This is a genomic window from Acidovorax sp. Root275 (genome assembly GCF_001428965.1).
Classification (GTDB): domain Bacteria; phylum Pseudomonadota; class Gammaproteobacteria; order Burkholderiales; family Burkholderiaceae_C; genus Acidovorax; species Acidovorax radicis.
The window spans coordinates 172,403-196,635 of the sequence record NZ_LMJH01000001.1; the positions used below are offsets into that span (position 1 = coordinate 172,403).

The window sequence follows — 24,233 nt, forward strand, 5'->3', positions numbered from 1 at the left end:
ATTCACTCCTGATTTGATAGCTTCTTGCGCTTATCTTTAAAGCGCTAGAGGCCGATTTGGCTGAAAATTCAGCCCTCCAGCCGCAGCAGCGCCTCTTGCCGCCAGTATTCGGCGGCATCCAGAAACCCCTCCCACACGCAGCCATTGCAGCCGCGCCCGCAGCAGGTGGTGGGCTCGGGCGGCGGGTTGCGCAGTAGGATGCCCGCTTCGACAGCCTGTTGCTGAAGGGCCTGGAACATGGCCTGGGCCGTGGCGCCGTCCACAGCGCGCGCCAGGGTGGTGAGGGTCGCCGACATCACGGCTGGCGGCGCGCGGCCTTGGCGCGGCGCATGCCGTACTGCACCCCGAACGCAATGCCCAGCACGAGCGCAAACCAGCCCACCAGGGCCGCCTGGCCCATGAGATCGCGCACGCTGGCGGAGCGCGCCACATAGGGCGCCAGCAGGATGACCAGGCCAATCAGTGCGCAGGTCACGCCCTTGAACAGCACTTCCTTGTCGGCCTTGCTGGCGGTGGCTTTGCGCGGGGTGTCGAGAGGTGCTGGCATGGAGGTCAAATAACGCGGTGGCGTGGGCAAGTGAGGACCGCGATTATCCTTGCCACCCTTAGACAGTATCGAAAACACAAGAAAGTACCCCCGCATGGCCATCCAGTGGTTCCCCGGTCACATGCACCTGACCCGTAAAGCCATCACCGAACGCATCAAGGACATTGACGTGGTGATCGAGGTGCTGGACGCGCGCCTGCCTGGCTCCAGCGCCAACCCGCTGCTGGCCGAGATCACGGGCCACAAGCCCACGCTCAAGGTGCTCAACAAGCAGGACGTGGCCGACGCAGACCGCACGGCCCTGTGGGTGGACTGGTACAACGCCCAGAGCGACACGCGTGCCTTGCCGCTCGATGCCTCGGACCCGGCCCCCACGCGCAAGCTCATTGAAGCCTGCCACTTGCTGTCGCCCAACCGGGGCGGCATGGCCAAGCCCATGCGCGTGCTGATCTGCGGCGTGCCCAATGTGGGCAAGTCCACGCTGATCAACACCCTTAGCAACAAACGCCAGGCCAAGACGGGCGACGAGGCCGGCATCACCAAGCTGGAACAGCGCATCACGCTGGCCGATGACTTCTATCTGTGGGACACGCCCGGCATGCTGTGGCCGCGCATCATCGTGCCCGAAAGTGGCTACAACCTGGCCGCCAGCGGCGCCGTGGGCCGCAATGCCTACGACGAGGAACTGGTGGCGCTGGAGCTGCTGCGCCGCCTGCAGCAGAACTACGCCCCGTTGTTGGAGGCGCGCTACAAGCTGGGCCTGCCGCAGGGGGCTGTGGCATCCATGCACGACGAAGAGCTGCTCGAAGCCATTGGCCGCAAACGCGGCGCCATGCTGGGCGGTGGCAGGGTCAACCTGCAAAAGACGGCCGAGATCGTGATGACGGACTTCCGCACCGCCATCCTGGGGCGCGTGACCTTGGAGACGCCAACCGAGTTTGAAGCGTGGAGAGCTGCGGGCCTGGCCGAAGACGCCAAGCGCCAGGCCAAGAAGGACGCGCGCACCAAAGCCCAGGGCAAGGGCTCGGGCGTGCGCGAGCCTGCAGCGGGCGACGGCGAGTAAGCCGGAAAAAGCGCATTTCAGGGCGGGCATCGGCCTGTGCCTGCCCGGCGGTGGACATCGAAGACTCGATAGTCGCGATGTATCGGGTTACTATGCCAGCCTGGCTGTCACCGCCTTCACCATGCGCCCTGTTGACCCTTCCTGGCCTCCCGAGCGAGACGATGCCACCACTGAGCAGTTGGTGCGCGCCGGCTCATGGACGGTCATGCTCACGGGCACCCTCATTGCGGCCCTGCTGCTGCTGGACCGGCCTCTTTCCTGGACCCATGTGCTGCTCAATCTGGGCGCGGGCGCGATGGGCGGCATAGCGGTGCTGCTGGGCCGCTTGCACCGCTGGCACCAGGCTGCGCTGGTACTGATCTGGGGAGTGTGGGGCGTGGTCTCGGTGGTGGCCGCGACCAACGGGGGGTTGCGTGGCCCCAACCTGCTCAATTTCCCGGTGCTGATCGTGTTTGCCGGGTGGATCCTGGGGGCGCGGCCCACACTGATACTGACCGGTACCACGGGGGTGCTGTTCCTGTTGTTTGTCTGGGCGGACCTGCACGGCTGGCTGCCCCCGGCGCGTTATGGCAACCGGCTGGCATATGTGGCCTACCTGAGCGGAATACTGGCGGTGACGGCCGCTGCGACCTTGCTGTCGCGGCGCAGCTACCTGCGCCGCGTGCAGGAGGCGCGGCACACGGCATCGAGCCTGGCCACCACCGATGCCGAGCTGCGCAAGCTGCAGCGGGCCGTGGAGCAGAGCCCCGAGAGCATCGTCATCACCGACCTGGAAGGGCGCATCGAATATGTCAATGCCGCCTTCCTCGTCCGCACGGGGTATGCCCGCGACGAGGCACTGGGCCAGCTGTCGGCCCAGATCTCCAGCAACGGCCTGACGCCAGCGCAGCTACAGGGGCTGCGCGATACGCTGGCGCGCGGCGAGAACTGGGCGGGTGAGCAGGTCAACCGCCGCAAGGACGGCGCCGAGATTGCCGAGGCCGTGGTGGTGGCCCCCATCCGCCAGCCCGATGGCCACGTCACCCACTATGTGGAGCTCAAGCAGGACGTTACCGAACGCAAGCGCGCTGCGCGCGAGATCCACCGCCTGGCGCATTTCGACAGCCTCACCAGCCTGCCCAACCGCTTCACGCTGATGGAGCGGTTGTCCGCGCTGCAGGGGCGCCGGGGCCGGGCGCCCACCACGCAGCACGCGCTGCTGCTCTTGGATCTGGACCGCTTCACCACCTTCAACGATGCGCGCGGCAGCGATGCGGGCGACCGCCTGCTGTGTGCCGTGGCGCTGCGCCTGTCCGAGATCCTTCCTGCCCAGGGCCTGCTCGTGCGCGTGGCGGGCGACGAATTTGCGGTGGTGCTGCACAGCCTGGGCGCGGATGCCTCGCTGGCCGGCCGGCATGCCCTGGCCTTTGCCGAAAAGTTGCAGTCCGCGCTGCTGAGGCCGCTGCGCCTGCAGGACAACGATGCCGAAGAGGCCCAGCTGGGCGCGAGCGTGGGCATCACGCTCTATCCGCAGAGCGCCAACGATGTCGCACACGATGCCCTGCGCCGCGCGGGCACCGCACTGCACCGTGCCAAGCAGGCAGGTGGCGGGCGTGCGGCCTTCTTCGAGCAAGGCATGGGGGAGGCGGCCGAGCAGCGCTTTCGCGTGGAGCGCGAACTGCGCCAGGCCATCGGAGCGAACGAGTTGCGCCTGTACCTGCAGTCGCAGGTGGACGTGCAGGGCCAGCTCACCGGCGCCGAGGTGCTGGTGCGCTGGCAGCATCCGCGCGACGGCCTGGTGGCGCCCGGGGTGTTCATCCCCGTGGCCGAAGAGTCTGACCTCATCGTGAGCCTGGGCGGCTGGGTGCTCACCCATGCCTGCGCACTGCTGGCGCAGCCCGTGTTTCAGGAGCGCCGGTTGCGGCTGTCGGTCAACCTGAGTGCCCGGCAGTTCCGGCAGGCGGGGTTTGTGCCGCAGCTGCGCGCCATCCTGGCCGCCACCGGTGCCGACCCGCGCCTGCTGACGCTGGAGGTGACCGAAGGCCTGGTGATCGACGATTTTGACGACGCGGTGGCCAAGATGCACGAACTGGCGGCGCTGGGGGTGGACATGTCGCTGGACGACTTTGGCACGGGCTATTCATCGCTGGCCTACCTCAAGCGCTTGCCGATCCAGGAGATCAAGATCGACCGCTCCTTCGTGCGCGACGCACCGACCAATGCCGACGATGGCGTGCTGGTGGAGGGCATCCTGTCGGTGGCCCGCCACTTTGGCCTGCGTGTGGTGGCCGAGGGCGTCGAGACCCGCGAGCAGGCAGACTTCCTGAGCCAGCGTGCGCCCGACATCGTGTACCAGGGCTACCTCTTCGGGCGGCCCGAGCCCGATACCGACTGGATCGCCCGTGCGGTGCAAACGGACGCGACAAGCACCCAGAGCTGAAGCAGAAAATCCAAATGAAAATAGCTGCTAGCGCTTGATGGTAGAGCGCTAGCAGCTATTGATGTGATAGCAAGCAGGTTGTGGGCGCATGCGCGCCACTGCGTTACTTGTTCTTTTCTTTGCCACGCGGAATGACGGAGGTCACCGGTGGCATGGGGCGGTCAGAGCCACCGCTTTCCTTGGGCAGCGAATTGTCCTTCTTGGGTTTCTTCGCCATCTTGTTGCTGCGTTGTTCGCCTTTTGCCATAGGGCCTCCTGTAAAGGTCTCGGAATGGGACCGTGCCGGCATGGTACGTCACAAACGGGGCGCTTTCGCGGTCACCTTTGCGGTGCTCACGCGGGCACTACCGCCGTGGCCTCGATTTCTATCAGCATGCCGTCGAGCGCCAGCCGGGGCACCGGGATCAGGGTGCAGGCCGGTGCCGCCCCATCGGGCCACAGGCTGCGCGCCGCCTGGCTGAACAGCGCCAGCCGCTGTTCGGTGTGGTCCACCACCAATACCGTGAGTTTGGCCACGTCGTGCACGCTGGCCCCTGCGCCTGCCAGCGCCATGCGCAGGTTGGTGAATGCCTGGCGCAACTGCTCGCCAAAGTCGGGGACCAGCTGGCCCGCCGCGTTTTCGCCGCCCTGGCCCGCCACAAAGACGGTGCGCGACTGGGCGGGCGCCACCACCACATGGGTATAGCCATTGGCGCGTGGGTCGTACAGGCCGGGAGGGTTGATGAAGCGGAGTTTGGAAGCGCCCGTGGCAGGGCGCAGGGTCGTTGCGGAATCAGGGCGCATGGTGCAGAAGTCCAGAAGTGGGAGGTAACGGTGAAACCAAAAGCGGAATTGCCGAGAAAACCTGGGTGGCCGCCGCAGGAGCGGCGGCTTCACCGGTTTCGTGGGCTAGTATCAAACCTCAAGTTAAATTGAGGTCAACCACCATGAAGAAAACCTTTGCAGGAATGGTTGTGAAGCCAGGCAAGCCCAGCATCCCCGTTGCCCGTGAGGTAGCGGGCGCGCAGTCCGAACAATCCGAACAATCTGAGCTGTCGGTGGGCGAGGTCGCCAGCCGCAGCGGGCTGGCCGTGTCGGCCCTGCATTTTTATGAATCGCGTGGGCTGATCGCCAGCGTGCGCAATGCGGGCAACCAGCGGCGCTACCCACGCTCGGTGCTGCGCCGCGTGGCGGTGATCAAGGTCGCGCAGCGCATGGGCGTGCCCCTGGCCGCCATTGCCGGTGCCTTGCAGGCGCTGCCCGCCGGGCGCACGCCCACGGTGGCAGACTGGCGCCGCCTCTCCGCCCGCTGGCGTGACGACCTGGACGAGCGCATCCGCACGCTGACGGCGCTGCGTGACCAGCTGGATGGATGCATTGGCTGCGGTTGTTTGTCGCTCAAGGTCTGCCCGCTGCGCAATGCGCAGGATGCGCTCGCAGAGGAGGGGCCTGGGCCGCATTTTTGAGGGAGAGTGCGTGATTTGCGGAGGCCTGCTGACGCGGGGCGAGCGGGGGTGTACCTCGTGTAACCGTGGTTGACAACAGCAGTAGCGAAGGCCGTACCAAAAACTGCCGGGGGAACTGGTGCAGGAGGGCTGGGTGAAGAGGGGTTGGCCTGCAATGATTGCTGTGAAAGGGATTATCGATGGCCAAAATTTGTCACTCATATCGGGGCAATGGGCCCATGGCAGACTTGGTGCCTGCTGCGGCTATTTGCTGACAATGCGTTCGAAAAACCAGGAAAGAAAGACATGTCCTTGCACTACACCCAACTTCGCCGACTGGCATTCGTAAAATATTTGTATAACAACGCGGTGGCTCAGTCGAAAGGTCCCGAAGTGAAAGCGGCTGCCTCGTTGTTGATGTTTCATGATTGTGTGGAGTTTTATCTGAAGATTGCTTCAGAAATCCATGACATCAAAGAACCAAGAAGCATCATGGAATATTGGACTGAATTTGATTCCAAACTTCCACCGCCTCATCTCCCAGAGCGCGCAAGCTTTGAGCGGCTGAACAAGGCGCGTGTCGGTATCAAGCATCATGGAAATATGCCGGCGAAATCAGATATTGAGAGTCACCGCGAGACTGTCACGAATTTTCTGCACGCAGCAACCCCCATGCTCTTTCAAATGGAATTCTCCGCAATATCGATGGTAGATTTTGTGGAGCCTTCTTTGGCAAGGGACAGCATTAGGTCAGCACAGGACGACATGTCACAAGGACGACTTGCCGAAGCTGCTAGTCACATTGCGCTGGCCTTCGAGGAGATGGTGGCTCACCACATCGCTGAGACAGATGAGTTCAAGACAGGAGCGAATCGTCGCTTCTACTTCGGGGACAACATGTCCATGTTGAACAGCTTCTTCCTCGGATTCAAAGACGATAGAAATCTTGGCAGATTTGTAGATGCTGCGGGTGAATCGATTGCTGCGCTTCAGGCTGCAACCCGGATAGTTGCTCTAGGTCTTGACTACCGTCGATATGTGAAATTTCATGCATTGCTTCCGCACGTTGCAAGATCCATCAATGGCACGCCGATTATTCAGCATGACAAGAGGACTATTGATCTCCTCAATGTCGATTATTTGGAGTCGTGCGTTAACTTCATCATCGATTCCGCCATTATTCTTGGTGAGACGAGTTGAGTGCAATTATCCGAATTCTAACGGCTGCTCTTGGTGATCTGCAGGTGGATTTCATATCATGACTGCCGGAATCCCATTTGACGCCATATCGAGTGTTAATTGCAATCGATGTCTCGTCAATTCTTTATAAAAATCGCTACCACCGCAACGGCCCCGCCTCGTCCCTCCAAAATATCCACCGCCGCACCTCCGCATACGGCGATGTGCCGATGGAATACGGGTCCATGCCTGTCTCCACGCGCTCCAGGCGCACCAGGTAGCCGCCGTAGCTGGCGGCCCACAGCGTGCAGCCGTCGGGCGACGTCTCCACGGCGCTGATCGTTCTGCCGATGTGGTGGCGCCACAGCGGGTGCCCGTCCTCGCTGAGGGCGTGCAGGTAGCCGTCGGCATCGCCCAGCACCACCATGCCGGGCAGGGTGGCCGAGGCGTAGACGCGGCAGCGTTCGTCGAGTGGCGGGGCGTCCTCGTCCGCAGCATCGTGCGGCGCCCCGCCGATGGGGATTGAGCGGGTGCTGCCCCAATACAGGTGACAGGAGTTGGCGAACAGGCGCGCGCTGTCGTGCGAGAAGGTGGCGTGGTGCGGGTAGGACGACAGCGTTTCGTATTCGGCCACCACAGAGCCCTGCGCATCGAGCAGGATGTGCTGGCTGTCCTGGTCGCCCACGGCGATGTGGCGCTCGTCCGGTGACAGGGCCATGTGCAGCATGTCGAGCGCCAGCACCGTGACCTCGGTGCCATTCACCGATTCTTCCTGCTGGTTCTTGGGCCAGGTGTAGGGGCCGTCTTCGTCGAAGGTCTGGGGGTGCAGGCGCTGCACGCGCTGCACGCTGGGGCTGCCCCCACTGCCCTGGCTGGCCAGGAGGTAGATGCCCGTGGGGTTGCGCAGCAGCACGCGCTGGCCGTCGTTGAAGGGGATGAGCTCGTCGCAGCGCTGCCCCAGCGGGCCCGGCGAACCCTCCACGTGGGGTGGCAGTCCTTCGTTGCCCTGGGGCAGTGCAAACCGGGCGATCACGGGGCCGTCAAAACCGTCGTGGGTGGTGATGTGCTGGCCGTCGCTTTGCGCAAAGCAGCGCCGGTTGGGTGAGCGGCCCAGGCCGTGCAGCGCAGGCAGGGGGGTGTGCCGCAGGCCCTGCAGTGCCACCCAGTGGGCGGCATCGTCGTAGGGGGCGCCGATGCGCGCCAGCACGCGGCCGTCCTCCAGCGCGAACACCGGGCCGATGAAGCAGCCCGCATCAGCGGCGCGCCGCACGAAAGCATCGGGGGCAAACGCAAAGCGCTGGCGAAAGCGGTCGGCCAGGTCCTCGTCGGCGTGGGTGTTGACCACGCGGGCCAGTTGCAGCACCGTGGCGGCGGCCGCCTTGCGCGGGTCGGAGGGCAGGTCGCTGTCTTCGCTTATGTCTTCGTTTTCTTCTTCGGTACCTGCTTCGCCACCGTCTTCGGTATGGCTTTCGCTGTCGCCGTTGCCTTTCTGCGCCTCGGTTGCATCCATGGTGAGCTGGTGGGTGCGGATGGCCGCCACATAGCTCTGCCCGCCGGCCTGCCATTGGTCGGACAGGGTCATCAGCTCAACGGGGAAGACCGCTGCATCGGGCAGGTCGGGCGCCAGGGGCGGTGTGGCCAGCAGGTGCACGGCGGCTTCAATGCGCCGCGCCTCGGCCTGGCGGGCCTGCTCCTGTTCGTGCTGGGCGCGCACGCGCGATTGGACCGCACCGTAAAAACGCAGCAGCCGCGTTATGTGGTCAGCGGCGCTGCGCGGCAGGGTGCTGCGGGCATCGCTCTGGCGCTGGGCGTAGGTGAACTCCACCACTGCAGGCCCTTCCAGCGCGGCTTCCACGTTGATCTGGTAGGCGCTGTGGGCGTTGTCGTCTTCGTCGCCGGGGGCTTCGTCGCCGTTTTCCCAGCTGAGCTTGAGGGCGCGGCCCCAAGGCTCGCCTTCGTGCATGCAGGGCTGGCGCGCACCCACCCACACATCGTCCTCCCACCAGCCGTTGCGGTCGCTGTCCCACCAGTCGTTGTAGCGCTCGGTGAACACGGGCAGGCTGGTGAAGTCTTCGATGCGTTCTGCGGTCAACTCGGCCAGCAGGCGCTGGTACAGCGGGTAGCGGGCGCGGTGCTGGCCCACGGCCTTGCGCAGGTAGTCCAACACGCCGCGCCAGGCCTTTGTGCAGGCCCGCCACGCCTCGGGGGCGGTGTCGGGCGCCAGGGGCAGCCACTCGCCGGGCTCGCCGTCGCTGTAGGCGCGGTGCACCAGCGTGAGCTGTGCGGTGGTCGGCACTTTGCGGCCCAGCGCGGCGGCGGCCAGGCGTGCCAGCAGCCCCTGGCGTTCGGGCACCTGCGCTACCGACAGGTAGAAGTCCCAGGTCTTCCAGACGGTGATGAACACGTTGTCATCGCGCTGGTCGCCATCAGCGTCCACATGCCGCTGGCACAGCGAAAAATCGGTCTGCTGAAACCACCCGGTGGCCGTGTGCTCCTTGGGTCCGATCACGGGTGTACGCACTGCGGCGAGGATGTTGTGCACGCTGATCGCCTCATTGGCAAACAGGCCTGCCTCCAGTGGCAGGGTGGCGTGGATCTCGGCGCTGCTGCGCGTGGCGTTCTCGCCCGCACGCACGGCGGCCACCACGCGGGGGCGGCTGAGCATGCCGCTGATGCCGCTCTCTCCGTCGCCGCTGGGGTCATGGAACTCGGGCGCGAACACGATGCCCGCGATCTCGCTTGCGAACTCCGCAAGGTGCGGCACGCTGCGCACCTCGTCCATGAGGAACTCCACCTGCTCGGGCCCGGTGATGTCCACGTGGTACTCATCAGAGAACAACGCCACCCGCGCGGTGAGCCCACCACGGACGGTGAGCCCGCCATGGTTGTAGTGGCCCCACAGGAGGCCGGCCACCTGCAGCGCGCCCTGCACATAAAACAGCTGGCCGCCCACCACGGCGTTGTGCATGCGCGCATCGCCCAGTACGACCAGGTGCGTGGCGCCATCGGTGTCGTCGCAGGTGAGCGCGCCGTCGATCTGCAGATGCCCTTCGATCAGGATCAGAAAGGGCTGGCCCGTGGGAGCTTGGTTGGTGTTGTTGCCGCCCTGCAGCAGTGCCCGCAGCGGGCTGCCACTGGCCAGGGGCGCATCCAGGTGCAGCTCGGGCACCTGCACATCGCCCGTGATGCAGAGCACGGTTTCCGTGGCCAGCGCGTCCGGGTCCTCTGCAAGGCGCTGGGCGATCCAGCTGTCGGCAGGCAGTCGGGCGGCCACGTCGGCCAGCGGGCAAAGTCGGGCAGTGGGCATGGTGTGTCGGGGCGAGGGGACAACGGGCGGGGCATCGTACACCGCGCGCCACGTGGTTTTTGCTTTGCGCAGAGAATGATGTGTTGTCTTATTAGTTGCCATCCATGACGCAAAACTCTCCCGTCTTTGAAGTCCTTCCCCGTGACCTGTCTGCCTACCGCCAGGGCAATGTGGGTATCGACTACGTGCACCGTTTTGAATCGGGCCAGCCGGGCCCCCACGTGCTCATCAATGCACTCACGCATGGCAACGAAATCTGCGGCATGGTGGCGGCCACGCATCTGCTGGACACGGGCGTGCGCCCGCGCATCGGCACGCTGACCATCAGCTTTGCCAACGTGGCGGCGTACGCATCGTTTGACCCGACCCGCCCGTTTGAAAGCCGCCAGCTGGTGCACAACCTCAACCGCATCTGGTCCGCCGGTGAGCTGGACGGCACGGCCGCAAGCCCGGAGCTGGACCGCGCACGGGTGCTGCGCCCGGTAGTGGCTGCGGCCGACCACATCCTGGACATCCACTCCACCAGCCAGGACGTGCAGCCTTTCTGGGTGTACCCCGCCTATCCGCGCAATGCCCAGGTGGCGCTGGCCATCGGCCGCCCGCCCGTGCACCTGGTGATGCCCAGCGGGCTTGGTTCGGGCACGCCGCTCATCCAGCATGGCCGCCATGGGCAGGCGGAGAGCGAAGGAGTGGCTTTGGTGGTCGAGTGCGGCCAGCATTTCCGCCAGTCGGCGGCCGACGTGGCCACGGCCGTGGCGCTGGATTTTCTGGCGCACTTCGGGCTGGTCGAAGCCGCTCCCTACCGCCCCGCCCCGGGCCCGCAGCGCCGCTATGAACTGCTGGAGACCTGCATGGTGCGCACGCCGGACTTTCGCTTCACGCGGCCTGTGCAGGGCTTCGAGGTGTTTGCCCAGGGCGAACTCATCGCCACCGATGGCCCGCACGAAATCCGCGCGCTGTGCGACGACTGCACGGTGCTGATGCCCACCCGCGAACCCATCGTGGGCCGCGAAGCGGTGTATCTGACCCGGCCGATCTGACCGGCAATCACCGGCAAGCTCAGAAGGACGATCCGGGCTGCGCGAGGAAGGCAATCTCCTGCGCGGTGGACGTGCGCCCCAGCACCACGTTGCGGTGCGGGTAGCGCCCGAAGCGCGCAATGATGTCGCGGTGCAGCACCTCGAACTTCAGGTTGTTTTCCAGCCCTGGCTGGTCAAACAGCACCATCGCCTGGGCGTGGACCACCAGCGACTCGCTGTGCATGTAGGGCATGTAGGCAAAGGCGCGTTCGGCGGGGGCCAGTGCCGTGTCATGCTGCCCGGCCACCAGTTCCTGCGCCAGGGCCAGCGCCTGGGTGTCCTGCGCAAATGCGAGCGGCGAGCCCCGGTGGATGTTGCGCGAGAACTGGTCCAGCACCAGGATTTCCGCCAGGCGGCCCTGGGGTGTGCTGCGCCAACTCCACAACTCGCACTGCCGCGCCGCTTCCCAGGTTGCACCGAAGCGGACACGGATCATCGCGTCGATGGCGTCCTCTTGTGCGAAGTGCTGGGTGGGGGTGAGTTCTTCGAACCAGAAATGAAGGATGTCTTCGGCGTGCATCGTGGTTTTTGAATGAAATAGGGCTCTAGCGCTTGATCATAAAGCGCTAAAAGCTATCAATTTCATAGTATCCGGTGCTGCCGCGCTGTGGGGCTCACCGACTGTCCTGCAGACGGATTTTTCCGTCGCGAACGTACTGGTTGAACTGGTCCTTCGGAATCGCGGCGGAGCCGACGGCATCGTTGTCGGCAGTCCAGCTCAGGGTGGTGCTGTCTTTGGAAGGCTCCAGCTCCACGGGGCCTTTCGGAATGGTCAGGGGGGCTCCGTCACCCGGGGTGTAGGTGACGTGGCCTGCAATGGTGGCGTGCTGGGTCATGGCGAAATCCTTTGCGGCGATGCCGATGTGATGGAGCTTCCATTGCACTGCGCGCACGCGCACCGGGGTGTAAGACCATGCCGTGCGACGGCGCGGGCAGGTGCCGCCACGTCCAAGGTCTTTCGTTGTGCATGCTCAGCACACGAAACTGGCACGGCCCAGGCCAGTGCCACCGTGGAACTGGCTTTGCCAGGCCACCGGTGGCGTCCCCCTCCCGCGCAGCGAGAGAGGGGGAAGGCGCCGAAGGCGACTCAAGGGGAGCTTCACCTCACGGAGGCACCACCGCCTGCGTCCGCTCCTGCCGCACCAGATACAGCCCGCTGCCGATGATGATCGCGCCACCCAGCAACGTGGAAACCCCCGGCACGGCCTGCCACAGCACCCAGTCGAGCCCCATGCCCCAGGCCAGGGCTGTGTATTCAAATGGCGCCACCACCGATGCCTGCCCGTGCCGGAACGCCTCGGTGATCGCCAGCTGCCCCAGAAACCCCGTGACCGCCAGGCCCGCCACCAGCGGCCAGTGCGCCTGCGCCACACCCACCCAATTGGGCCAGGCCAGCGTGCCTGCACCCAGCGCCAGGAAGGCCGTGGTCCAGAAAACCAGGCTGGCGCTGGAGTCCGTGCGGCTGAGCACGCGCCCCGTGATGGCCGACACGGCATACCCACACGCCGCGCCCAGCACCGCCAGGGCGCCCAGCGTGAAAAAGGCCTCCTGGCTGGGCCGCAGGGCCACCACCACGCCCACCATGCCCAGCGCAATCGCCACCCAGTGCGCGGCGCGCACCTTCTCGCGCAGCACCACGGTCGACAGCGCCGTGATCAGCAGTGGCGCGATGAAGAACAGCGTGTAGGCCTCGGCCAGGCCCAGCTCTTTGAGCGCGTAGGTGAACAGGCCCAGCATGGTCACGTTGAGCACACCGCGCAGCAGGTGCAGCGGCCAGCGCACCCGGAGCAGGCCGGCCACCTCGCCACGCCACAGCACATACACCGCCACCAGCGGCAGCGCAGCCCAGCCGCGCAGCGCCGCCACCTGCATGGCCGGGTAGCTGGCCGACAGGGTCTTGAGCAGGGCGTCCATCAACGAAAAACACCCCACCGCCGCGACCATGGCCACGATGCCGCGCAGGTTGGCCGAGGCTGCCGCCTGCGCTGTGGTGGCCGTTGCAGTCGCAGTTGTGCTCGCGGTCGCAGTCGCGGCTGCAGATGCCGCAGGCTGAGCCTCGGAGTCGCTCGTCCGCGTCATGGTTGTACCGCCGCAGGAAGGCTGCAGGCTGTGGCGGGTGGCAGGATGGCAAACGGCGCAGGGGCTGCGCCGCCAAGGCAGCGGCGCTGCGCTGGAAGACTGTGCATGGAGTAACGGGAGGTGGCTGCCTGCGGCGCGTGGGCCTGCGCCGCAGCCAGGGGGTCGGTGGGCCAAAAAGTGTAGCGCAGCCCGCGCCAGCGAGCTGCCTCAGCTCGGCTCGGCCTGGATCAGTCCGACTTGTGGTTGGCTGCGTTGCGGCTCACCTTGTCGTGCAGCATCGGTATGGCCCACAGCACCGCCAGCGCCAGCACCGTGCTCAGCACGGCCGTGGCTTCGCGGCCCAGCCCGGCGGCCACCCCGATGGCGGCCGTGAGCCAGATGCCAGCGGCCGTGGTCAGGCCCTTGACCTGGCTTTCGGCATCGCCCTTGAGGATGGTGCCCGCGCCCAGAAACCCCACGCCCGCAATGATGCCCTGCAGCACGCGGCTGTTGTCCGCCGCTTCAATGCCGGCCTGCTGCGCCACCAGCACGAACAGGGCCGCGCCCATGGCCACCAGCATGTGGGTGCGCACACCGGCGGCCTTGCCGGCGTGTTCGCGCTCCCAACCCAGCAGCCCGCCCAGCAGCGCTGCCATGGCCAGGCGCACCACAATGCGCGTGGCCTGCTCCGCATCGGGCACGTCCGAGAATTCCGAGGCCACGGTGCTGGTGATCTGGTGCCAGAGGTCAGCCATGGCTGTGGTCCTCGCGCCCGGTGAATGGGGTGTGCGGTGTGGAGGGTTGTGTGGTCAGAGGGTGGCGCGCGCGTGGTGGCATGGCGGGGAGTCCAGCGGGTGGAAGGGGCGCAGCAACAGTGCTGCCCTGCGACTGTGCCGCCCCCGCCCTGGAGCGTCTACCGGTGGCGGGCGAGCGCGGGGGTAGGACAGTGCCGACGCTGCCCACGATGTGCCTGGTGGCATGTGGGCGCCAGGTTTTGATAAAAAATGGCACCTGGCGCTTGATGGGAAAGCGCTGATAGCTATCAAAAGTGAAGCATCTGAGGGTTGCAGTCCGTGGCCCCGTCCCTCCAGCGCTTCCCTCGCCCGTTTCTGCGGGTGGGGCACCTGCTGGGCGCTTGCGCCCCGGGGTGTCGCGTGTCACGATTTGCCTTGGTGCCCCGCAGCGGCCGCCGCTACCGGCGGGCGTGGTTCCGTGAGGAGTGTTTGCCATGACGCCCAAGTGCATTGTTCTGATCCAGGGCCACCCGGATGCGAGTGCGCCCCACCTGTGCCATGCGCTGGCGCAGGCCTATGCGCAGGGTGCCATTGCGGCCGGGCACGAGGTGCGCGAGATCGAGGTGGCCGCCATCGACTTTGCGCTGCTGCGCAGCCAACATGAGTGGGAGCTGGGCCTGCTGCCCGCCGTGCTCAAGCCTGCGCAGGCGGACATCGGCTGGGCGCAGCACATCGTGCTGTTTTTTCCGCTGTGGCTGGGTGACATGCCGGCCTTGCTCAAGGGCTTTCTGGAGCAGGTGGCGCGGCCCGGGTTTGCCTTCAACACCGAAGGCAGCAACCCCTTTGGCCGCAAGGGGCTCACCGGCCGCAGTGCCCGGGTGGTGATCACCATGGGTATGCCAGCGCTGGTCTACCGCTGGTACTTCCGCGCGCACAGCGTGAAGTCGCTGGAGCGCAATATCCTGGGCTTTGTGGGCATTGCGCCAGTGCACGAGACGCTGGTGGGCAGCGTGGAGCAACTGGGCGACGATGGGGTTGCCAAGTGGAAGGCGCGCATGCGCGCGCTGGGGGCCAAGGCGGCTTAGGCCGCAGGCTCAGTCCGTTGCGCGCCGCGGTGGCCTTCAGCCAAACGACCGCGCTGCGGCCAAGGCGCCCATGCGCTGGCTGATCGCAAAGAACTCTGCCACCGTCTCTTCAATGATCTGCTGGGCCGTCTTGACGGAGTCGATGAGACCGGCGGTCTGCCCCGCCAGCGCAGGCGCGGCCTCCATGTCGCCCTCAAAGTACACGCGCTGGATGCCCGCAAAGCTATCGGCGGGCATGAGGCCTGCCTCGTGGATGGCCTGGGTGCGCTGCGACTTGAGCGCGCGGATACAGGGGCTGGCCTTGGTGTTGAGCATCCAGGTGCCGGTCACGCCCGCATCGACGATGGCGTTCTTGTAGTTGGCGTGCACGGGGCTTTCGGCGCAGCTCACAAACCTTGTGCCCATCTGTACCGCCTCGGCCCCCAGCGCAAAAGCCGCCGCCATGCCGCGTCCGTCGCAGATGCCACCGGCCGCAACCAGCGGCACCTCCACCCGCGCGCGGATGGCCTGCAGCAGCACCAGGGTGGAGACCTCTTCGGGGTTCTTGAAGCCGCCGCCTTCACCACCTTCGACCACCAGGCCGTCGATGCCTGCATCCACACACTTGAGCGCGGTATCCACCGTGGGTACCGCGTGGTAGACGGTGATGCCCGCATCCTTGAGCGGCGCGATGAACTTGGCCGGGCTGCCCGCCGAGGTGGTCACAAACTTCACGCCCGATGCGCAGACAAAACGCAGCATGGCGTCGTCTTTCAGAAAACGGATGGGCAGGTTCACGCCAAACGGCAGGCCGAGCGCGCTCATCTTCGTGATCTCGGCCTGGCAGTTGGCCGTCTCGCCGGAGGAGGTCTCGATGATGCCCAGCCCGCCCGCGCGGGACACCGCCGAGGCCAGCTGCGTGCGCGCGATCCAGCCCATGGGCGCCTGGATGATGGGGTAGCGCGCGCCGGTGTGGGCGAGGACGCGGTTGGTGGCGGGTGGGGTCATGAACGGAGTCTCCTGATTTTTGGAGAGCCCATTATTTCGACGGGCGTGGGGTCGCCGTGTCGCCCGGGTTACGGTGCTCCGGGCGTCCTCGGTGTCTCTTCCCATGGCAACCGTTCAAACAGGCGTTGCCAGTCGGCGCTGGGGCTGGTGTTTCTATCCTCTGCAGTGGTTTTCCCGGCACCCCATCCAGCAAGCCCTGGCCATGGCAGCCCGCTGTCAAACGTCATCGCCACCCCCGACACCGGGTGCGGCACCGTCAACTGCCACGCATGCAGCCACAGCCTTTGCTGCCCCAGCCGCTCGGCCCACCAGCGGTTGAGGGGGCCTTTGCCGTGTGTCGCGTCGCCCAGGATGGGATGCGCCAGGTGCTTGAGGTGGCGGCGGATCTGGTGGCGCCGCCCGGTGGTGGGGATGGCCTCGACCAGCGAGGCGCGGGTGGTGGCAAAACGCGCGTCGCTGGTTTCGGGTAGCGTGAGCTGCGCCAGGCGCCGAAAGCGGGTGTGGGCGTCCTGCACTGCCGCATCGGCCGGGGCATCGTCGGGCTTCAAGGCGTGGTCCACCTCGATGGCCCCGGGCGCCCAGCCGCGCACCATGGCCAGGTAGCGCTTGTGCGTGGCGCCGTGCTCAAAGGCCTGTGACAGTGCTCGCGCCGCATCGCTGTGCAGCGCCATCACCAGCACGCCGCAGGTGCCCTTGTCGAGCCGGTGCACGGGGAACACATGCTGGCCCAGCTGGTCGCGCAGGGTCTGCATCACAAACCGCGTCTCGCCCGCGTCCAGCCCTGTGCGGTGCACCAGCCAGCCCGCAGGCTTGTAGACGGCCACCAGGTGCTCGTCGCGCCAGAGAATGTGCAGAGGAGGCATGGAAGAAGAGAGAAAAAATGACGCGAGAAACTACGGACGGAGGCCCAACCGCACGACGGCATGGCCGATGCCGGGGGGCTGGGGCTTATCGGGGGGCATCGTTTTTACTACACGGCGGAGGGCAGGGCGCCCGCATGGCTTGGCCTGCACACTGCTGACAGATTCTGGCAGCAGGGGCGATAAGCTCCCGGTCCACCAGAGGGGGCTTCATGATCCATCGCTTTCAATGCCAGTGTGCCAAGGTCGTCGGCGAAGTGGCCGACACGCGCTCCGCCATCCACGCCATCTGTTATTGCCGGGACTGCCAGGCCTATGCCCACCATCTGGGGCAGCCCGACGCGGTGCTGGACGCTCTGGCCGGCACCGAGGTGGTGGGCACGCATGCCCGCAACGTGTCTTTCACCAGTGGCACCGACCAGCTGGCCTGCGTGTCGCTGTCTGAGGCAGGATTGCTGCGCTGGTATGCGCGCTGCTGCAACACCCCCTTGGCCAATACGGGGCGCGACTGGCGCATGCCCTATGTGGGCCTGGTTCATCTGTGCCTGCGCGCGGGCGGCGCACCGCTTGCGCCTGCGTTTGTGCCAGTGCAGATGCACCTGGAGACCGCCAGCGCCAAGGGCACGCCGCCCCGCACGGGCTGGAGCCAGCTGAAGGCGCTGCTGGGCTTCATGCCCCGCATTGCCGCAGCGCGTTTCAATGGCAGCTACCGCCGCACACCTTTCTTCACAGCCGCTGGCGTGCCCGTGGTGGCGGTGCGTGTGCTGTCCGCCGCCGAACGCGAAAGGGCCATGGCAGCGGTGTAGCAGCTGGGCCGGGTGCAGTAGTTCTCTGCGCCACCAGCCATGCGCCAGGGCGTGCCAGAATGCCGACGGTTTACCGTGGAGCCCCCTGGCCTGGGTGCATGTGCATCGACCCGCGCTGCACTCTTCGCCAAACCGAAAAACAAAACAAGGAGACCCCATGTCGGCAGGAGACTGGAAAGACATGTATGCCGCCGCCGTGGCGGGCGACCTGGCGCTGGTGCGCCACCACATCAGCGCTGGCGTCAACCCCAACTACCAGCATCCCGAGATTTTGTGCACGCCGCTGGTGGCCAGCCTCATCCACGGCCACAACGAGATCGCGCACTACCTGCTGGCGCATGGGGCGGACCCAGAGCTCAAGTCCGACTTTGATGACATGACGCCCCTGCAGGCCGCGCGCCGCTACCAGCGCAGCGAGTGCATTACGCTGCTGCAGGCCCGGGGCGCCCGAGAAGAGCGTAAGCCGTTCTGGTGGCGCTGGCTGCCGGTGTAGCGGCGAAGCCCGCCCACAGACGGTAGAGCCCGCGCTGCCCAGGCCAGCGGCCGCCGTGCAAGGGCCGCCCCACCGCACGGGCGGCGTCCCCCCTCGGGAGGAAGGCGAATTAGGGGGGACTTATTTCCTTCGCCCGCATCTTGGCAGCGATGTATTCGCCGTGCGTTACGTGCAATAGCCCGGCCACCTTGCTGATGGTGTGCATCTCGTTTTCATCCAGGCGCGAGTCGGCGTACGCCACCTGCCACATGGCCTCGACCAATTGCACTTTCTGTGGCTGCGTGAAGTGCTCGTTCAGGCTGCCGGTGAAACGCTGGTAGTCGTAGGCGCTTTTGGAGGTGTTCACGGCCAGCTCCAGCAGGCGATCCACTTCATCGTCCGCCAGCCCGAACTTGCCGCGCAGCGCCGTGACCATGGCTGTGCGCTCGGCTGGGTCCATGGCGGCATCAAACCGCACCACCTCCACCAGTAGCACTGCAGCGGCCAGTTGCACTGCGTGGGCGCGCTCGTCGCTGGAGGGGGCTGCGTTGGGCTGCATCAGGCTGTCGAGCAGGTCTTTGAGGGTCTGGAACATGGTGGTGGCCTGGTGGCAAAAGCGAGGTGATGGAGGGTGGAGGCGAAGCGGGCGGGCTTGGTTCCCAGGCGGGCAGGCGGCTACCTTGGTCATATAGCGTTCGCAGTGCGCCACCACCCCGGCGACAATTGCAGGCCATGACGAAGAAAACCATCCTCCCCCTGCAACTGCTGGTTGCCCCCGACAAGAACGATCCCCAGCCGCTCATCCTCTACCACGGGCGCAACTGTCCCGATGGTTTTGGCGCGGCGCTGGCCGCATGGTTGTACTACGGCGACCAGGCCGAGTACGTGGGGCTCGACCACGGCGATGTCAAGTCCGTGGACGACCTGCCGCCCGTGCAAGGCCGCGCGGTCTACATCCTGGACTTCTCTTTTGCCACCGAGGTGATGACCGCCATCGACGAGCGCGCCGCCAAACTCGTGATGCTGGACCACCACAAGAGCGCCGCCGAAAAGCTTACCGGCTTTGCCTGCCGCTGCGGTGTGGTGCACTTCGACATGAGCAAGTCGGGCGCGCGCCTGGCGTGGGAGTTCTTTCACCCGCACGAGCCCATGCCCGCGCTGTTCAAGTACGTGGAAGACCGCGACATCTGGAAGTGGGAATTTGCCGAGAGCGCGGCGTTCCTTTCCGCCCTCGACATGGAAGAGCAGGGCTTTGCCCGCTGGCGCGAGATTGCAGCCTTCACGCCCGAGCAGCTCACCCTGTTCATGGCGCGTGGTGCGGCGATGGATGAGAAGTACCGCAAGCTCTGCGCCGATATTGCCGAAGGCGCGCAGCCGCTGGTGTTCAACGGTATCACCGGGCTGATGGTGAACGCACCCGGCATGTTCCACAGCCTGGTGGGCGACATCCTCTCGGCCAAGACCGGCACCTTTGCGCTGATGTGGAGCGCGGGCGACAAGGGCGTGAAGGTGGGGCTGCGCGCACAGCGCAACTTCGACTGCATCGCGCTGGCCGAAAGCATGGGTGGCGGTGGCCATGCGCAGGCCTGCGGTTTCAAGATGAAGGTCGAGCGCCTGCCTGAGCTGCTGACCGGCACCTTCAATGCCTGAAGCTGGGGCGAAAATTTGAGTAGAAATGGCTGTTGGCGCTTGATGAATAAGCGCTGATAGCTATTAAAAATATAGCTATCGAAGGTAGGGCGCTGGGGTGTGGCTACACAAGCCGAAGATCCGCGCCCTTCGTTCCCGGAAACACCCGTGCCACGGCGGCGGCGTTCAGCCCATACATCCGCGCGAACAGCCCGCCCAGCACGCTGCGGTAGTCGTTGAGCACCGGGTAGTCGCGGTTCTGGAACAGCGTGCTGGCGGTGAGCGCCTGCTGTTCGCCCGCAATGCGCCCGCCGCCCACGCCGCCGCCCAGCACCCAGAACACGGTGCCGTGGCCGTGGTCGGTGCCCCGGTTGCCGTTCTCGCGGAAGGTGCGGCCGAACTCGCTGACCACCACGACCACGGTGGATTTCCACGCCGGGCCCATCTCGTCGGCAAAGCCGGCCAGGCCCCGGCCCAGTTCCTCAAAACGGTTGGCCAGCGGCCCCGTGGCCGCACCCTGCGCCACATGGGTGTCCCAGCCGCCCACGTCCACAAACCCTAGCTGGTAGCGCGTCTGCATCAGCCGCGCCATGCGCCGGGCCGTGCCCTCGAAGCCTTTGGTGGAGAGCGCGTTGCGGCTGGCCGCCTCCATCTCGCCCTGCATGGTGCGGGCCACCTCATCGCGGGTGGCAAAACCTTCGTTCACAGGCGTGGCCAGCGCCGTGCCTCGGTACATGGATTCGATGAGTTCGGCCTGCCGCGCATCCACGCCGGTTCGCCCTGCGCCCGCACTGAGCGCCGTGTTGGGCACATCCACCGCGCCGCGCAGCACCAGCGGCAGGGTGCTGGTAAAGGCCATGGGCTGTACGGCCTGCAGCAGGCGCGCCAAGCGTTCGTCGCCTGCTGCTGCGGTGGCGGTGGAATCTGAGCCTGCGCGCGGGTTCAGCTCGGCCACCAGCCGGTTCAGAAAGCCCGATCGGAAGTCGCGCCGACCGCCCAGCGGCTGGCCCAGCTCCATGCTGTCCTGAGTATCGAAGTGGCTGCGCGAGAGGTCGTCCGTGCCCGCAAACGGCACAAAGGCCAGCTGGCGCTTTTGGTACAGCGGCAGCAACGATGGAGCCAGCGCAGGGTGCAGGCCCCAGTCGGCCGTGAGCTCCAGCGCGCCGCCGTCCTGCCCGGGTCGGGCGATGGCGATGTTCGGGCGCGTCTCGTAGTAGTAGCTGCTGGCCGTGGGCACAAGCAAGCTGGCGCAGTCATAGCCACCGCGCAGGAACACGAGCAGAAAGCGCGCGTCCTGGGCGCGGGGGGCAGCCATCGCGCTGGCGCTGTACACGCCGAGGGCGCTGGCGCCCAGGGCTTGAAGAAGGTGTCTGCGTTGCATCGTGATCTCCTCAGCCGTGCATGAATTCCGGAGATGCGAGGAACAGCAAGTTCCACTCGCGCGGCGACGCCGCCTGTGCCAGCGCATTGCGCGTGGCGGCCGACCAGGTGGACTGCAGGGCGCGCACATAGGCACTCTGCGCCAGCGGCGGGGGCGTGCGCTGCGATGCGGACTGCTCGGCCATCCTCATCTCCTTCTCGCGCGGGGTGGGCATGGGGGTGGTGGCCACCCCGGCACCGATGGCGCGTGCGATCTCGAACCTGGTGGACATCTGTCCCGAGCCCTTCCATGCCGCAGCGTCCAGCGGGTAGCCGTCGGGCGTGGCGCGGCCGTACAGGGGCTCGGCCAGGCGCTGCAGCCAGCCCAACGCAGGCTCGGTGCCGGGCAGTACAGCGTCGCCGTGCGCCAGGCGCAGGCCCGCCAGCACGTAGTGCACCGGGTCGCGAAAACGCTGGCCCAGCGATGCGCGAAAGTCTGGCGTGTTGAAGAGCGTTTCCAGCACGGCAGCAATGTCGCCATCGGTGCGTTCAAAGCTGCGGGCCAGTGCCTGCAGCAGCGCAGGGGGCGGGTTATCACCCACCAAAAAGAGCGCGATCTTGCGCGTGATGAAGCGCGCGGTGGCCGGGGCGCGCGCCAGGCGGTCCAGCGCCTCGTCCACCTCGGCCAGGCCTTCGGCGCGCAAGGGTTGGCCCAGCAGTGTCTTGGGGTCCCAGTCGTGGCGCTGAGGGTTGAACTCAAATAGCCCCTGGCGCACGTAGTGGCGGCGCAGTGCGGGCTTGATGCGCGGGGGCTCTTCGCCGGGCGGGCGCTGCGCTACGCCCACGCCGGTCAGCACGCGCGCCAGCTCCTGCACGTCCTGCTGGCTGTAGCCACCGTCCACGCCCAGCGTGTGCAGCTCCATCAGCTCGCGGGCGTAGTTTTCGTTGATGCGGCCGGCGGCGTTCTGTGCGTTGTCCAGGTAGCGCAGCATGGCCGGGTGGCGCACGGTGGCACCCAGCAGGTCGCGAAATCGGCCCAGCGCATGGGGGCGCACGGCGCGCTCTTCGTAGTCGCCCACCAGTGCGCGCAGGCTGCCCTTGCCCGCGAACACGTTGAAGTGGTTCATCCAGAACCAGGTCATCTTTTCGCGCAGCTGGGCGGGCGAATACAGCGCGCGCAGCACAAAACGCGCAGCGGCTTCCTGCTGCAGGGCGCGCATGTCCTGTTGCCAGTCCTTCAGCGCGGCCTTGCGTTCGTCCTCGGTGGGCCTGGCCTTGGCCGCACGGTTGCGGGCGTCCATATCTGCCGCCAGCGTTTCAATGGGGGTGCGCGAGATGGCCATGGCGTCGATCTGCGCCTGGGCCTCGCGGGGCAGCGCGGCGTTGGCACCCGGGCGCAGTTGCGCCGCCAGGTAGGCGCCAATGCCCATAGCGCCCAGGGCCTGCGTGCCCGACACGGTGCAGCCCCAGGTCACGCGGTCCAGCAGGCGGGCCAGGGTGGGTTCGTCGGCCGCGCTCCAGGTGCCCGGGCCCGTTGTATTGGGCACTGCGGCTGCGAGGGGCGCGGCCTGTGTGGCAAGTGGGGCGCCAAAGACGGCGCAACCCGCCAGGCCGAGCAGCAGGGTGCGGCGGTGGAGGTGCAGTGGGTAAGTGGGGGTCATGGAGCCTCGCGGGCAGCCGGCAAATGGCTGTCCGCATGGTGCCGGCGCCACCACCCGCATGCAAGCCCGCACGGCGGGTTTTACCTGCGCGACACAAACGCCAGGGAGGATGTATCGAGGGGTATCTCCAAACCCCCAGGCACGATCGTCTTAGAACAGGTTCTCAGTGCTATGGCGCTGCGCCCGTGGCCTGTGCGGCCTCTTCAAAACGGTCCACCTTGCGCAGGGTCTGGAACGCCAGCATCCAGCCGCCCACTACCCCGAGCGTGCACAGGCCGCCCACGACGGCAGCGGGCACCACGCCAAACCATGACGCGCTGGTACCGGCGCGGAACTCGCCCAGTTCGTTGGATGAGCCGATGAACAGCATGTTCACCGCATTCACCCGCCCGCGCATGGTGTCGGGCGTGGAGAACTGCACCAGCGCCCCCCGGATGTACACGCTCACCATGTCGGCCGCGCCCGCCACCAGCAGCGCCGCAAACGACAGCCAAAACAGTGTGGACAGCGCAAACACCAGATTGGCCACGCCGAACACGGCCACTGCGATGAACATGGTGCGCCCCACATGGCGGTTGAAGGGGCGCATGCTCAGGTACAGCCCTGCACCCACCTCACCCACGGCCATGGCACTGCGCAGTGCGCCCAGGCCGGCGGGGCCCACGTGCAGCACTTCTTGCGCATAGATGGGCAGTAAGGCCACCACGCCACCCAGCAGCACGGCAAACAGATCCAGCGAGATGGTGCCCAGGATGATGGGCCGGGTGCGGATGAAGGTGATGCCCGCGCCAAAACGCTGCCACATCGTGCCTTGCGCGGGGCCGGGCGCCGTGGCGTGCGCCACGACCACGCGCAGCAGCAACACCACGCCCAGCACAAAACACGCGCAGCACACGGCATAGGTCAGCTCGCCGCCGCCCAGCGCATACAGCAGCCCGCCAAGCAACGGCCCACCAATGCTGGCCACGCGCATCAGCATGCTGTTGGCGGCGATGGCCTGCGCGAGCTGGCCGCGCGGCACGATCTGCGGCAGCAGGCTCTGCATGGCCGGGCCCGAAAAAGCGCGTGCGCAGCCGTACAGCACCAGCACCGCATAGATGCCCGCCACGCCGCTGGCCCCATGGCCCGCCAGCCACCACAGCAACGCACTGCACACCGCGCCCACCGACCAGGCGAGCGCCAGGATGCGCCTGCGGTCAAAGCGGTCGATCAGGTCACCCGCTGGCAGCAGCAGGCACAGCATGGGCAGGAACTGCGCCAGGCCCACATAGGCCAGTGCCAGCGGTTCGCGCGTGAGGTCATACACCTGCCAGGCCACCACCACGGCCTGCACCTGGGTGGCCACCACGGCCACCACGCGGGCGATCAGAAAGGAAATGAAGCCGGAGTGGCCGTAGACGCTGGAGGTCTCGGCATCGGGTGCTGCAGGGGGGGAATGGGGGACTGTCATGAAAACGGAGCGGGCTCGGCCCGGGGCAGCGCGTGCTGTGGGGCCAGATGGGAAAGACCCTTGGATGCTAGCGGTTGTGCCGCCTGCACGCTGAGCGCTTGGGGAAAGACCCGC

Annotated in this window: 24 protein-coding genes; 9 read left to right on the forward strand and 15 right to left on the reverse strand. The window is 66.4% G+C overall.

Annotation, left to right across the window (positions count from 1 at the left end; translation table 11 throughout):
• Positions 1-68: 68 nt before the first annotated feature.
• Both ASE52_RS00795 and ASE52_RS00800 read right to left on the reverse strand, forming a co-directional pair.
• On the reverse strand, positions 69-296 hold the full coding sequence (locus ASE52_RS00795; RefSeq protein WP_057223048.1) for an oxidoreductase-like domain-containing protein: 228 nt from the start codon (positions 294-296) through the stop codon (positions 69-71).
• Positions 296-547, reverse strand: a complete 252-nt coding sequence (locus ASE52_RS00800) for a hypothetical protein (RefSeq protein ID WP_029413519.1) — start codon at positions 545-547, stop codon at positions 296-298. The genes ASE52_RS00795 and ASE52_RS00800 overlap by 1 nt, the downstream gene beginning before the upstream one ends.
• 94 nt (positions 548-641) lie before the next feature.
• Here ASE52_RS00800 and ylqF point away from each other — a divergent pair, with 94 nt between their 5' ends.
• Both ylqF and ASE52_RS00810 read left to right on the forward strand, forming a co-directional pair.
• Positions 642-1,610, forward strand: coding sequence for a ribosome biogenesis GTPase YlqF (gene ylqF / locus ASE52_RS00805; protein WP_057223049.1), 969 nt, complete (start codon positions 642-644; stop codon positions 1,608-1,610).
• Positions 1,611-1,731: 121 nt separating this feature from the next.
• Positions 1,732-4,029: a GGDEF domain-containing phosphodiesterase gene (locus ASE52_RS00810; protein ID WP_029413526.1), complete on the forward strand. Its 2,298-nt coding sequence runs from the start codon at positions 1,732-1,734 to the stop codon at positions 4,027-4,029.
• A 103-nt stretch (positions 4,030-4,132) separates the two neighbouring features.
• Here ASE52_RS00810 and ASE52_RS25970 read toward each other — a convergent pair whose 3' ends face one another.
• Complete coding sequence (locus tag ASE52_RS25970) at positions 4,133-4,276, reverse strand: hypothetical protein (RefSeq protein WP_010460267.1); 144 nt, start codon at positions 4,274-4,276, stop codon at positions 4,133-4,135.
• Between the two features lie 86 nt (positions 4,277-4,362).
• On the reverse strand, positions 4,363-4,812 hold the full coding sequence (locus tag ASE52_RS00815) for a RidA family protein (RefSeq protein ID WP_057223051.1): 450 nt from the start codon (positions 4,810-4,812) through the stop codon (positions 4,363-4,365).
• A 143-nt stretch (positions 4,813-4,955) separates the two neighbouring features.
• Here ASE52_RS00815 and soxR point away from each other — a divergent pair, with 143 nt between their 5' ends.
• Together soxR and ASE52_RS25420 are read left to right on the forward strand one after the other, a co-directional pair.
• Positions 4,956-5,474, forward strand: coding sequence for a redox-sensitive transcriptional activator SoxR (gene soxR / locus ASE52_RS00820; RefSeq protein WP_241776888.1), 519 nt, complete (start codon positions 4,956-4,958; stop codon positions 5,472-5,474).
• A 285-nt stretch (positions 5,475-5,759) separates the two neighbouring features.
• Positions 5,760-6,653, forward strand: a complete 894-nt coding sequence (locus ASE52_RS25420; RefSeq protein WP_140426107.1) for a hypothetical protein — start codon at positions 5,760-5,762, stop codon at positions 6,651-6,653.
• 136 nt (positions 6,654-6,789) lie between these two features.
• Here the strand turns inward: ASE52_RS25420 and ASE52_RS00830 are convergent, their stop codons facing one another.
• A complete protein-coding gene (locus tag ASE52_RS00830; protein ID WP_057223057.1) occupies positions 6,790-9,939 on the reverse strand; it encodes a hypothetical protein in 3,150 nt (1,049 codons plus the stop codon).
• 104 nt (positions 9,940-10,043) lie between these two features.
• Here ASE52_RS00830 and ASE52_RS00835 point away from each other — a divergent pair, with 104 nt between their 5' ends.
• Entirely contained in the window at positions 10,044-10,979 is a 936-nt protein-coding gene (locus ASE52_RS00835) for a succinylglutamate desuccinylase/aspartoacylase family protein (protein ID WP_057223058.1), read from the forward strand.
• Between the two features lie 19 nt (positions 10,980-10,998).
• Here ASE52_RS00835 and ASE52_RS00840 read toward each other — a convergent pair whose 3' ends face one another.
• The 4 genes from ASE52_RS00840 to ASE52_RS00855 all read right to left on the reverse strand — a co-directional run bounded on the left by ASE52_RS00840 (position 10,999) and on the right by ASE52_RS00855 (position 13,831).
• Entirely contained in the window at positions 10,999-11,538 is a 540-nt protein-coding gene (locus ASE52_RS00840; RefSeq protein ID WP_057223060.1) for a DUF924 family protein, read from the reverse strand.
• Between the two features lie 94 nt (positions 11,539-11,632).
• Positions 11,633-11,854, reverse strand: a complete 222-nt coding sequence (locus ASE52_RS00845; protein WP_010460285.1) for a hypothetical protein — start codon at positions 11,852-11,854, stop codon at positions 11,633-11,635.
• Positions 11,855-12,122: 268 nt separating this feature from the next.
• Complete coding sequence (locus ASE52_RS00850; protein WP_057223061.1) at positions 12,123-13,097, reverse strand: DMT family transporter; 975 nt, start codon at positions 13,095-13,097, stop codon at positions 12,123-12,125.
• Positions 13,098-13,324: 227 nt separating this feature from the next.
• A complete protein-coding gene (locus ASE52_RS00855) occupies positions 13,325-13,831 on the reverse strand; it encodes an MgtC/SapB family protein (RefSeq protein WP_057223062.1) in 507 nt (168 codons plus the stop codon).
• A 473-nt stretch (positions 13,832-14,304) separates the two neighbouring features.
• Between ASE52_RS00855 and ASE52_RS00860 the strand changes: the two genes are divergently transcribed.
• Positions 14,305-14,895 carry an NAD(P)H-dependent oxidoreductase gene (locus ASE52_RS00860; protein ID WP_057223063.1) on the forward strand — a complete coding sequence of 197 codons (591 nt, stop codon included), beginning with the start codon at positions 14,305-14,307 and terminating at the stop codon, positions 14,893-14,895.
• Between the two features lie 36 nt (positions 14,896-14,931).
• Here the strand turns inward: ASE52_RS00860 and ASE52_RS00865 are convergent, their stop codons facing one another.
• A complete protein-coding gene (locus ASE52_RS00865) occupies positions 14,932-15,882 on the reverse strand; it encodes a nitronate monooxygenase (RefSeq protein ID WP_057223064.1) in 951 nt (316 codons plus the stop codon).
• A 68-nt stretch (positions 15,883-15,950) separates the two neighbouring features.
• Entirely contained in the window at positions 15,951-16,745 is a 795-nt protein-coding gene (locus ASE52_RS00870; protein ID WP_057223066.1) for a pseudouridine synthase, read from the reverse strand.
• Positions 16,746-16,954: 209 nt separating this feature from the next.
• On the opposite strand from ASE52_RS00870, the gene ASE52_RS00875 reads away from it, so the two are divergent.
• Both ASE52_RS00875 and ASE52_RS00880 read left to right on the forward strand, forming a co-directional pair.
• The gene (locus ASE52_RS00875; protein WP_010460297.1) at positions 16,955-17,548 is read left to right on the forward strand and encodes a DUF6151 family protein; all 594 of its coding nucleotides are present in this window, start codon (positions 16,955-16,957) and stop codon (positions 17,546-17,548) included.
• Between the two features lie 157 nt (positions 17,549-17,705).
• A complete protein-coding gene (locus tag ASE52_RS00880; protein ID WP_057223068.1) occupies positions 17,706-18,041 on the forward strand; it encodes an ankyrin repeat domain-containing protein in 336 nt (111 codons plus the stop codon).
• Positions 18,042-18,150: 109 nt separating this feature from the next.
• Here ASE52_RS00880 and ASE52_RS00885 read toward each other — a convergent pair whose 3' ends face one another.
• Positions 18,151-18,615 carry a TerB family tellurite resistance protein gene (locus ASE52_RS00885; RefSeq protein WP_057223070.1) on the reverse strand — a complete coding sequence of 155 codons (465 nt, stop codon included), beginning with the start codon at positions 18,613-18,615 and terminating at the stop codon, positions 18,151-18,153.
• 137 nt (positions 18,616-18,752) lie between these two features.
• Between ASE52_RS00885 and ASE52_RS00890 the strand changes: the two genes are divergently transcribed.
• Positions 18,753-19,670, forward strand: a complete 918-nt coding sequence (locus ASE52_RS00890; RefSeq protein ID WP_010460305.1) for a DHHA1 domain-containing protein — start codon at positions 18,753-18,755, stop codon at positions 19,668-19,670.
• Between the two features lie 103 nt (positions 19,671-19,773).
• Here ASE52_RS00890 and ASE52_RS00895 read toward each other — a convergent pair whose 3' ends face one another.
• From ASE52_RS00895 to ASE52_RS00905, 3 genes are all read right to left on the reverse strand, one after another.
• A complete protein-coding gene (locus tag ASE52_RS00895) occupies positions 19,774-21,030 on the reverse strand; it encodes a DUF1501 domain-containing protein (protein WP_057223072.1) in 1,257 nt (418 codons plus the stop codon).
• Positions 21,031-21,040: 10 nt separating this feature from the next.
• Positions 21,041-22,669, reverse strand: coding sequence for a DUF1800 domain-containing protein (locus ASE52_RS00900; protein ID WP_057223073.1), 1,629 nt, complete (start codon positions 22,667-22,669; stop codon positions 21,041-21,043).
• Between the two features lie 169 nt (positions 22,670-22,838).
• Positions 22,839-24,119 carry an MFS transporter gene (locus ASE52_RS00905; protein WP_057223075.1) on the reverse strand — a complete coding sequence of 427 codons (1,281 nt, stop codon included), beginning with the start codon at positions 24,117-24,119 and terminating at the stop codon, positions 22,839-22,841.
• Positions 24,120-24,233: the final 114 nt, after the last annotated feature.

Coding starts and splice junctions, on each gene's coding strand:
- ASE52_RS00905 (WP_057223075.1), bottom strand. CDS start 24,119: ATGACAGTCCCCCATTCCCCCCCTGCAGCACCCGATGCCGAGACCTCC.
- ylqF (WP_057223049.1), top strand. CDS start 642: ATGGCCATCCAGTGGTTCCCCGGTCACATGCACCTGACCCGTAAAGCC.
- ASE52_RS00800 (WP_029413519.1), bottom strand. CDS start 547: ATGCCAGCACCTCTCGACACCCCGCGCAAAGCCACCGCCAGCAAGGCC.
- soxR (WP_241776888.1), top strand. CDS start 4,956: ATGAAGAAAACCTTTGCAGGAATGGTTGTGAAGCCAGGCAAGCCCAGC.
- ASE52_RS00890 (WP_010460305.1), top strand. CDS start 18,753: ATGACGAAGAAAACCATCCTCCCCCTGCAACTGCTGGTTGCCCCCGAC.
- ASE52_RS00855 (WP_057223062.1), bottom strand. CDS start 13,831: ATGGCTGACCTCTGGCACCAGATCACCAGCACCGTGGCCTCGGAATTC.
- ASE52_RS25420 (WP_140426107.1), top strand. CDS start 5,760: ATGTCCTTGCACTACACCCAACTTCGCCGACTGGCATTCGTAAAATAT.
- ASE52_RS00840 (WP_057223060.1), bottom strand. CDS start 11,538: ATGCACGCCGAAGACATCCTTCATTTCTGGTTCGAAGAACTCACCCCC.
- ASE52_RS00815 (WP_057223051.1), bottom strand. CDS start 4,812: ATGCGCCCTGATTCCGCAACGACCCTGCGCCCTGCCACGGGCGCTTCC.
- ASE52_RS00885 (WP_057223070.1), bottom strand. CDS start 18,615: ATGTTCCAGACCCTCAAAGACCTGCTCGACAGCCTGATGCAGCCCAAC.
- ASE52_RS00865 (WP_057223064.1), bottom strand. CDS start 15,882: ATGACCCCACCCGCCACCAACCGCGTCCTCGCCCACACCGGCGCGCGC.
- ASE52_RS00835 (WP_057223058.1), top strand. CDS start 10,044: ATGACGCAAAACTCTCCCGTCTTTGAAGTCCTTCCCCGTGACCTGTCT.
- ASE52_RS00870 (WP_057223066.1), bottom strand. CDS start 16,745: ATGCCTCCTCTGCACATTCTCTGGCGCGACGAGCACCTGGTGGCCGTC.
- ASE52_RS00875 (WP_010460297.1), top strand. CDS start 16,955: ATGATCCATCGCTTTCAATGCCAGTGTGCCAAGGTCGTCGGCGAAGTG.
- ASE52_RS00845 (WP_010460285.1), bottom strand. CDS start 11,854: ATGACCCAGCACGCCACCATTGCAGGCCACGTCACCTACACCCCGGGT.
- ASE52_RS00900 (WP_057223073.1), bottom strand. CDS start 22,669: ATGACCCCCACTTACCCACTGCACCTCCACCGCCGCACCCTGCTGCTC.
- ASE52_RS00795 (WP_057223048.1), bottom strand. CDS start 296: ATGTCGGCGACCCTCACCACCCTGGCGCGCGCTGTGGACGGCGCCACG.
- ASE52_RS00895 (WP_057223072.1), bottom strand. CDS start 21,030: ATGCAACGCAGACACCTTCTTCAAGCCCTGGGCGCCAGCGCCCTCGGC.
- ASE52_RS00830 (WP_057223057.1), bottom strand. CDS start 9,939: ATGCCCACTGCCCGACTTTGCCCGCTGGCCGACGTGGCCGCCCGACTG.
- ASE52_RS00860 (WP_057223063.1), top strand. CDS start 14,305: ATGACGCCCAAGTGCATTGTTCTGATCCAGGGCCACCCGGATGCGAGT.
- ASE52_RS00880 (WP_057223068.1), top strand. CDS start 17,706: ATGTCGGCAGGAGACTGGAAAGACATGTATGCCGCCGCCGTGGCGGGC.
- ASE52_RS00810 (WP_029413526.1), top strand. CDS start 1,732: ATGCGCCCTGTTGACCCTTCCTGGCCTCCCGAGCGAGACGATGCCACC.
- ASE52_RS25970 (WP_010460267.1), bottom strand. CDS start 4,276: ATGGCAAAAGGCGAACAACGCAGCAACAAGATGGCGAAGAAACCCAAG.
- ASE52_RS00850 (WP_057223061.1), bottom strand. CDS start 13,097: ATGACGCGGACGAGCGACTCCGAGGCTCAGCCTGCGGCATCTGCAGCC.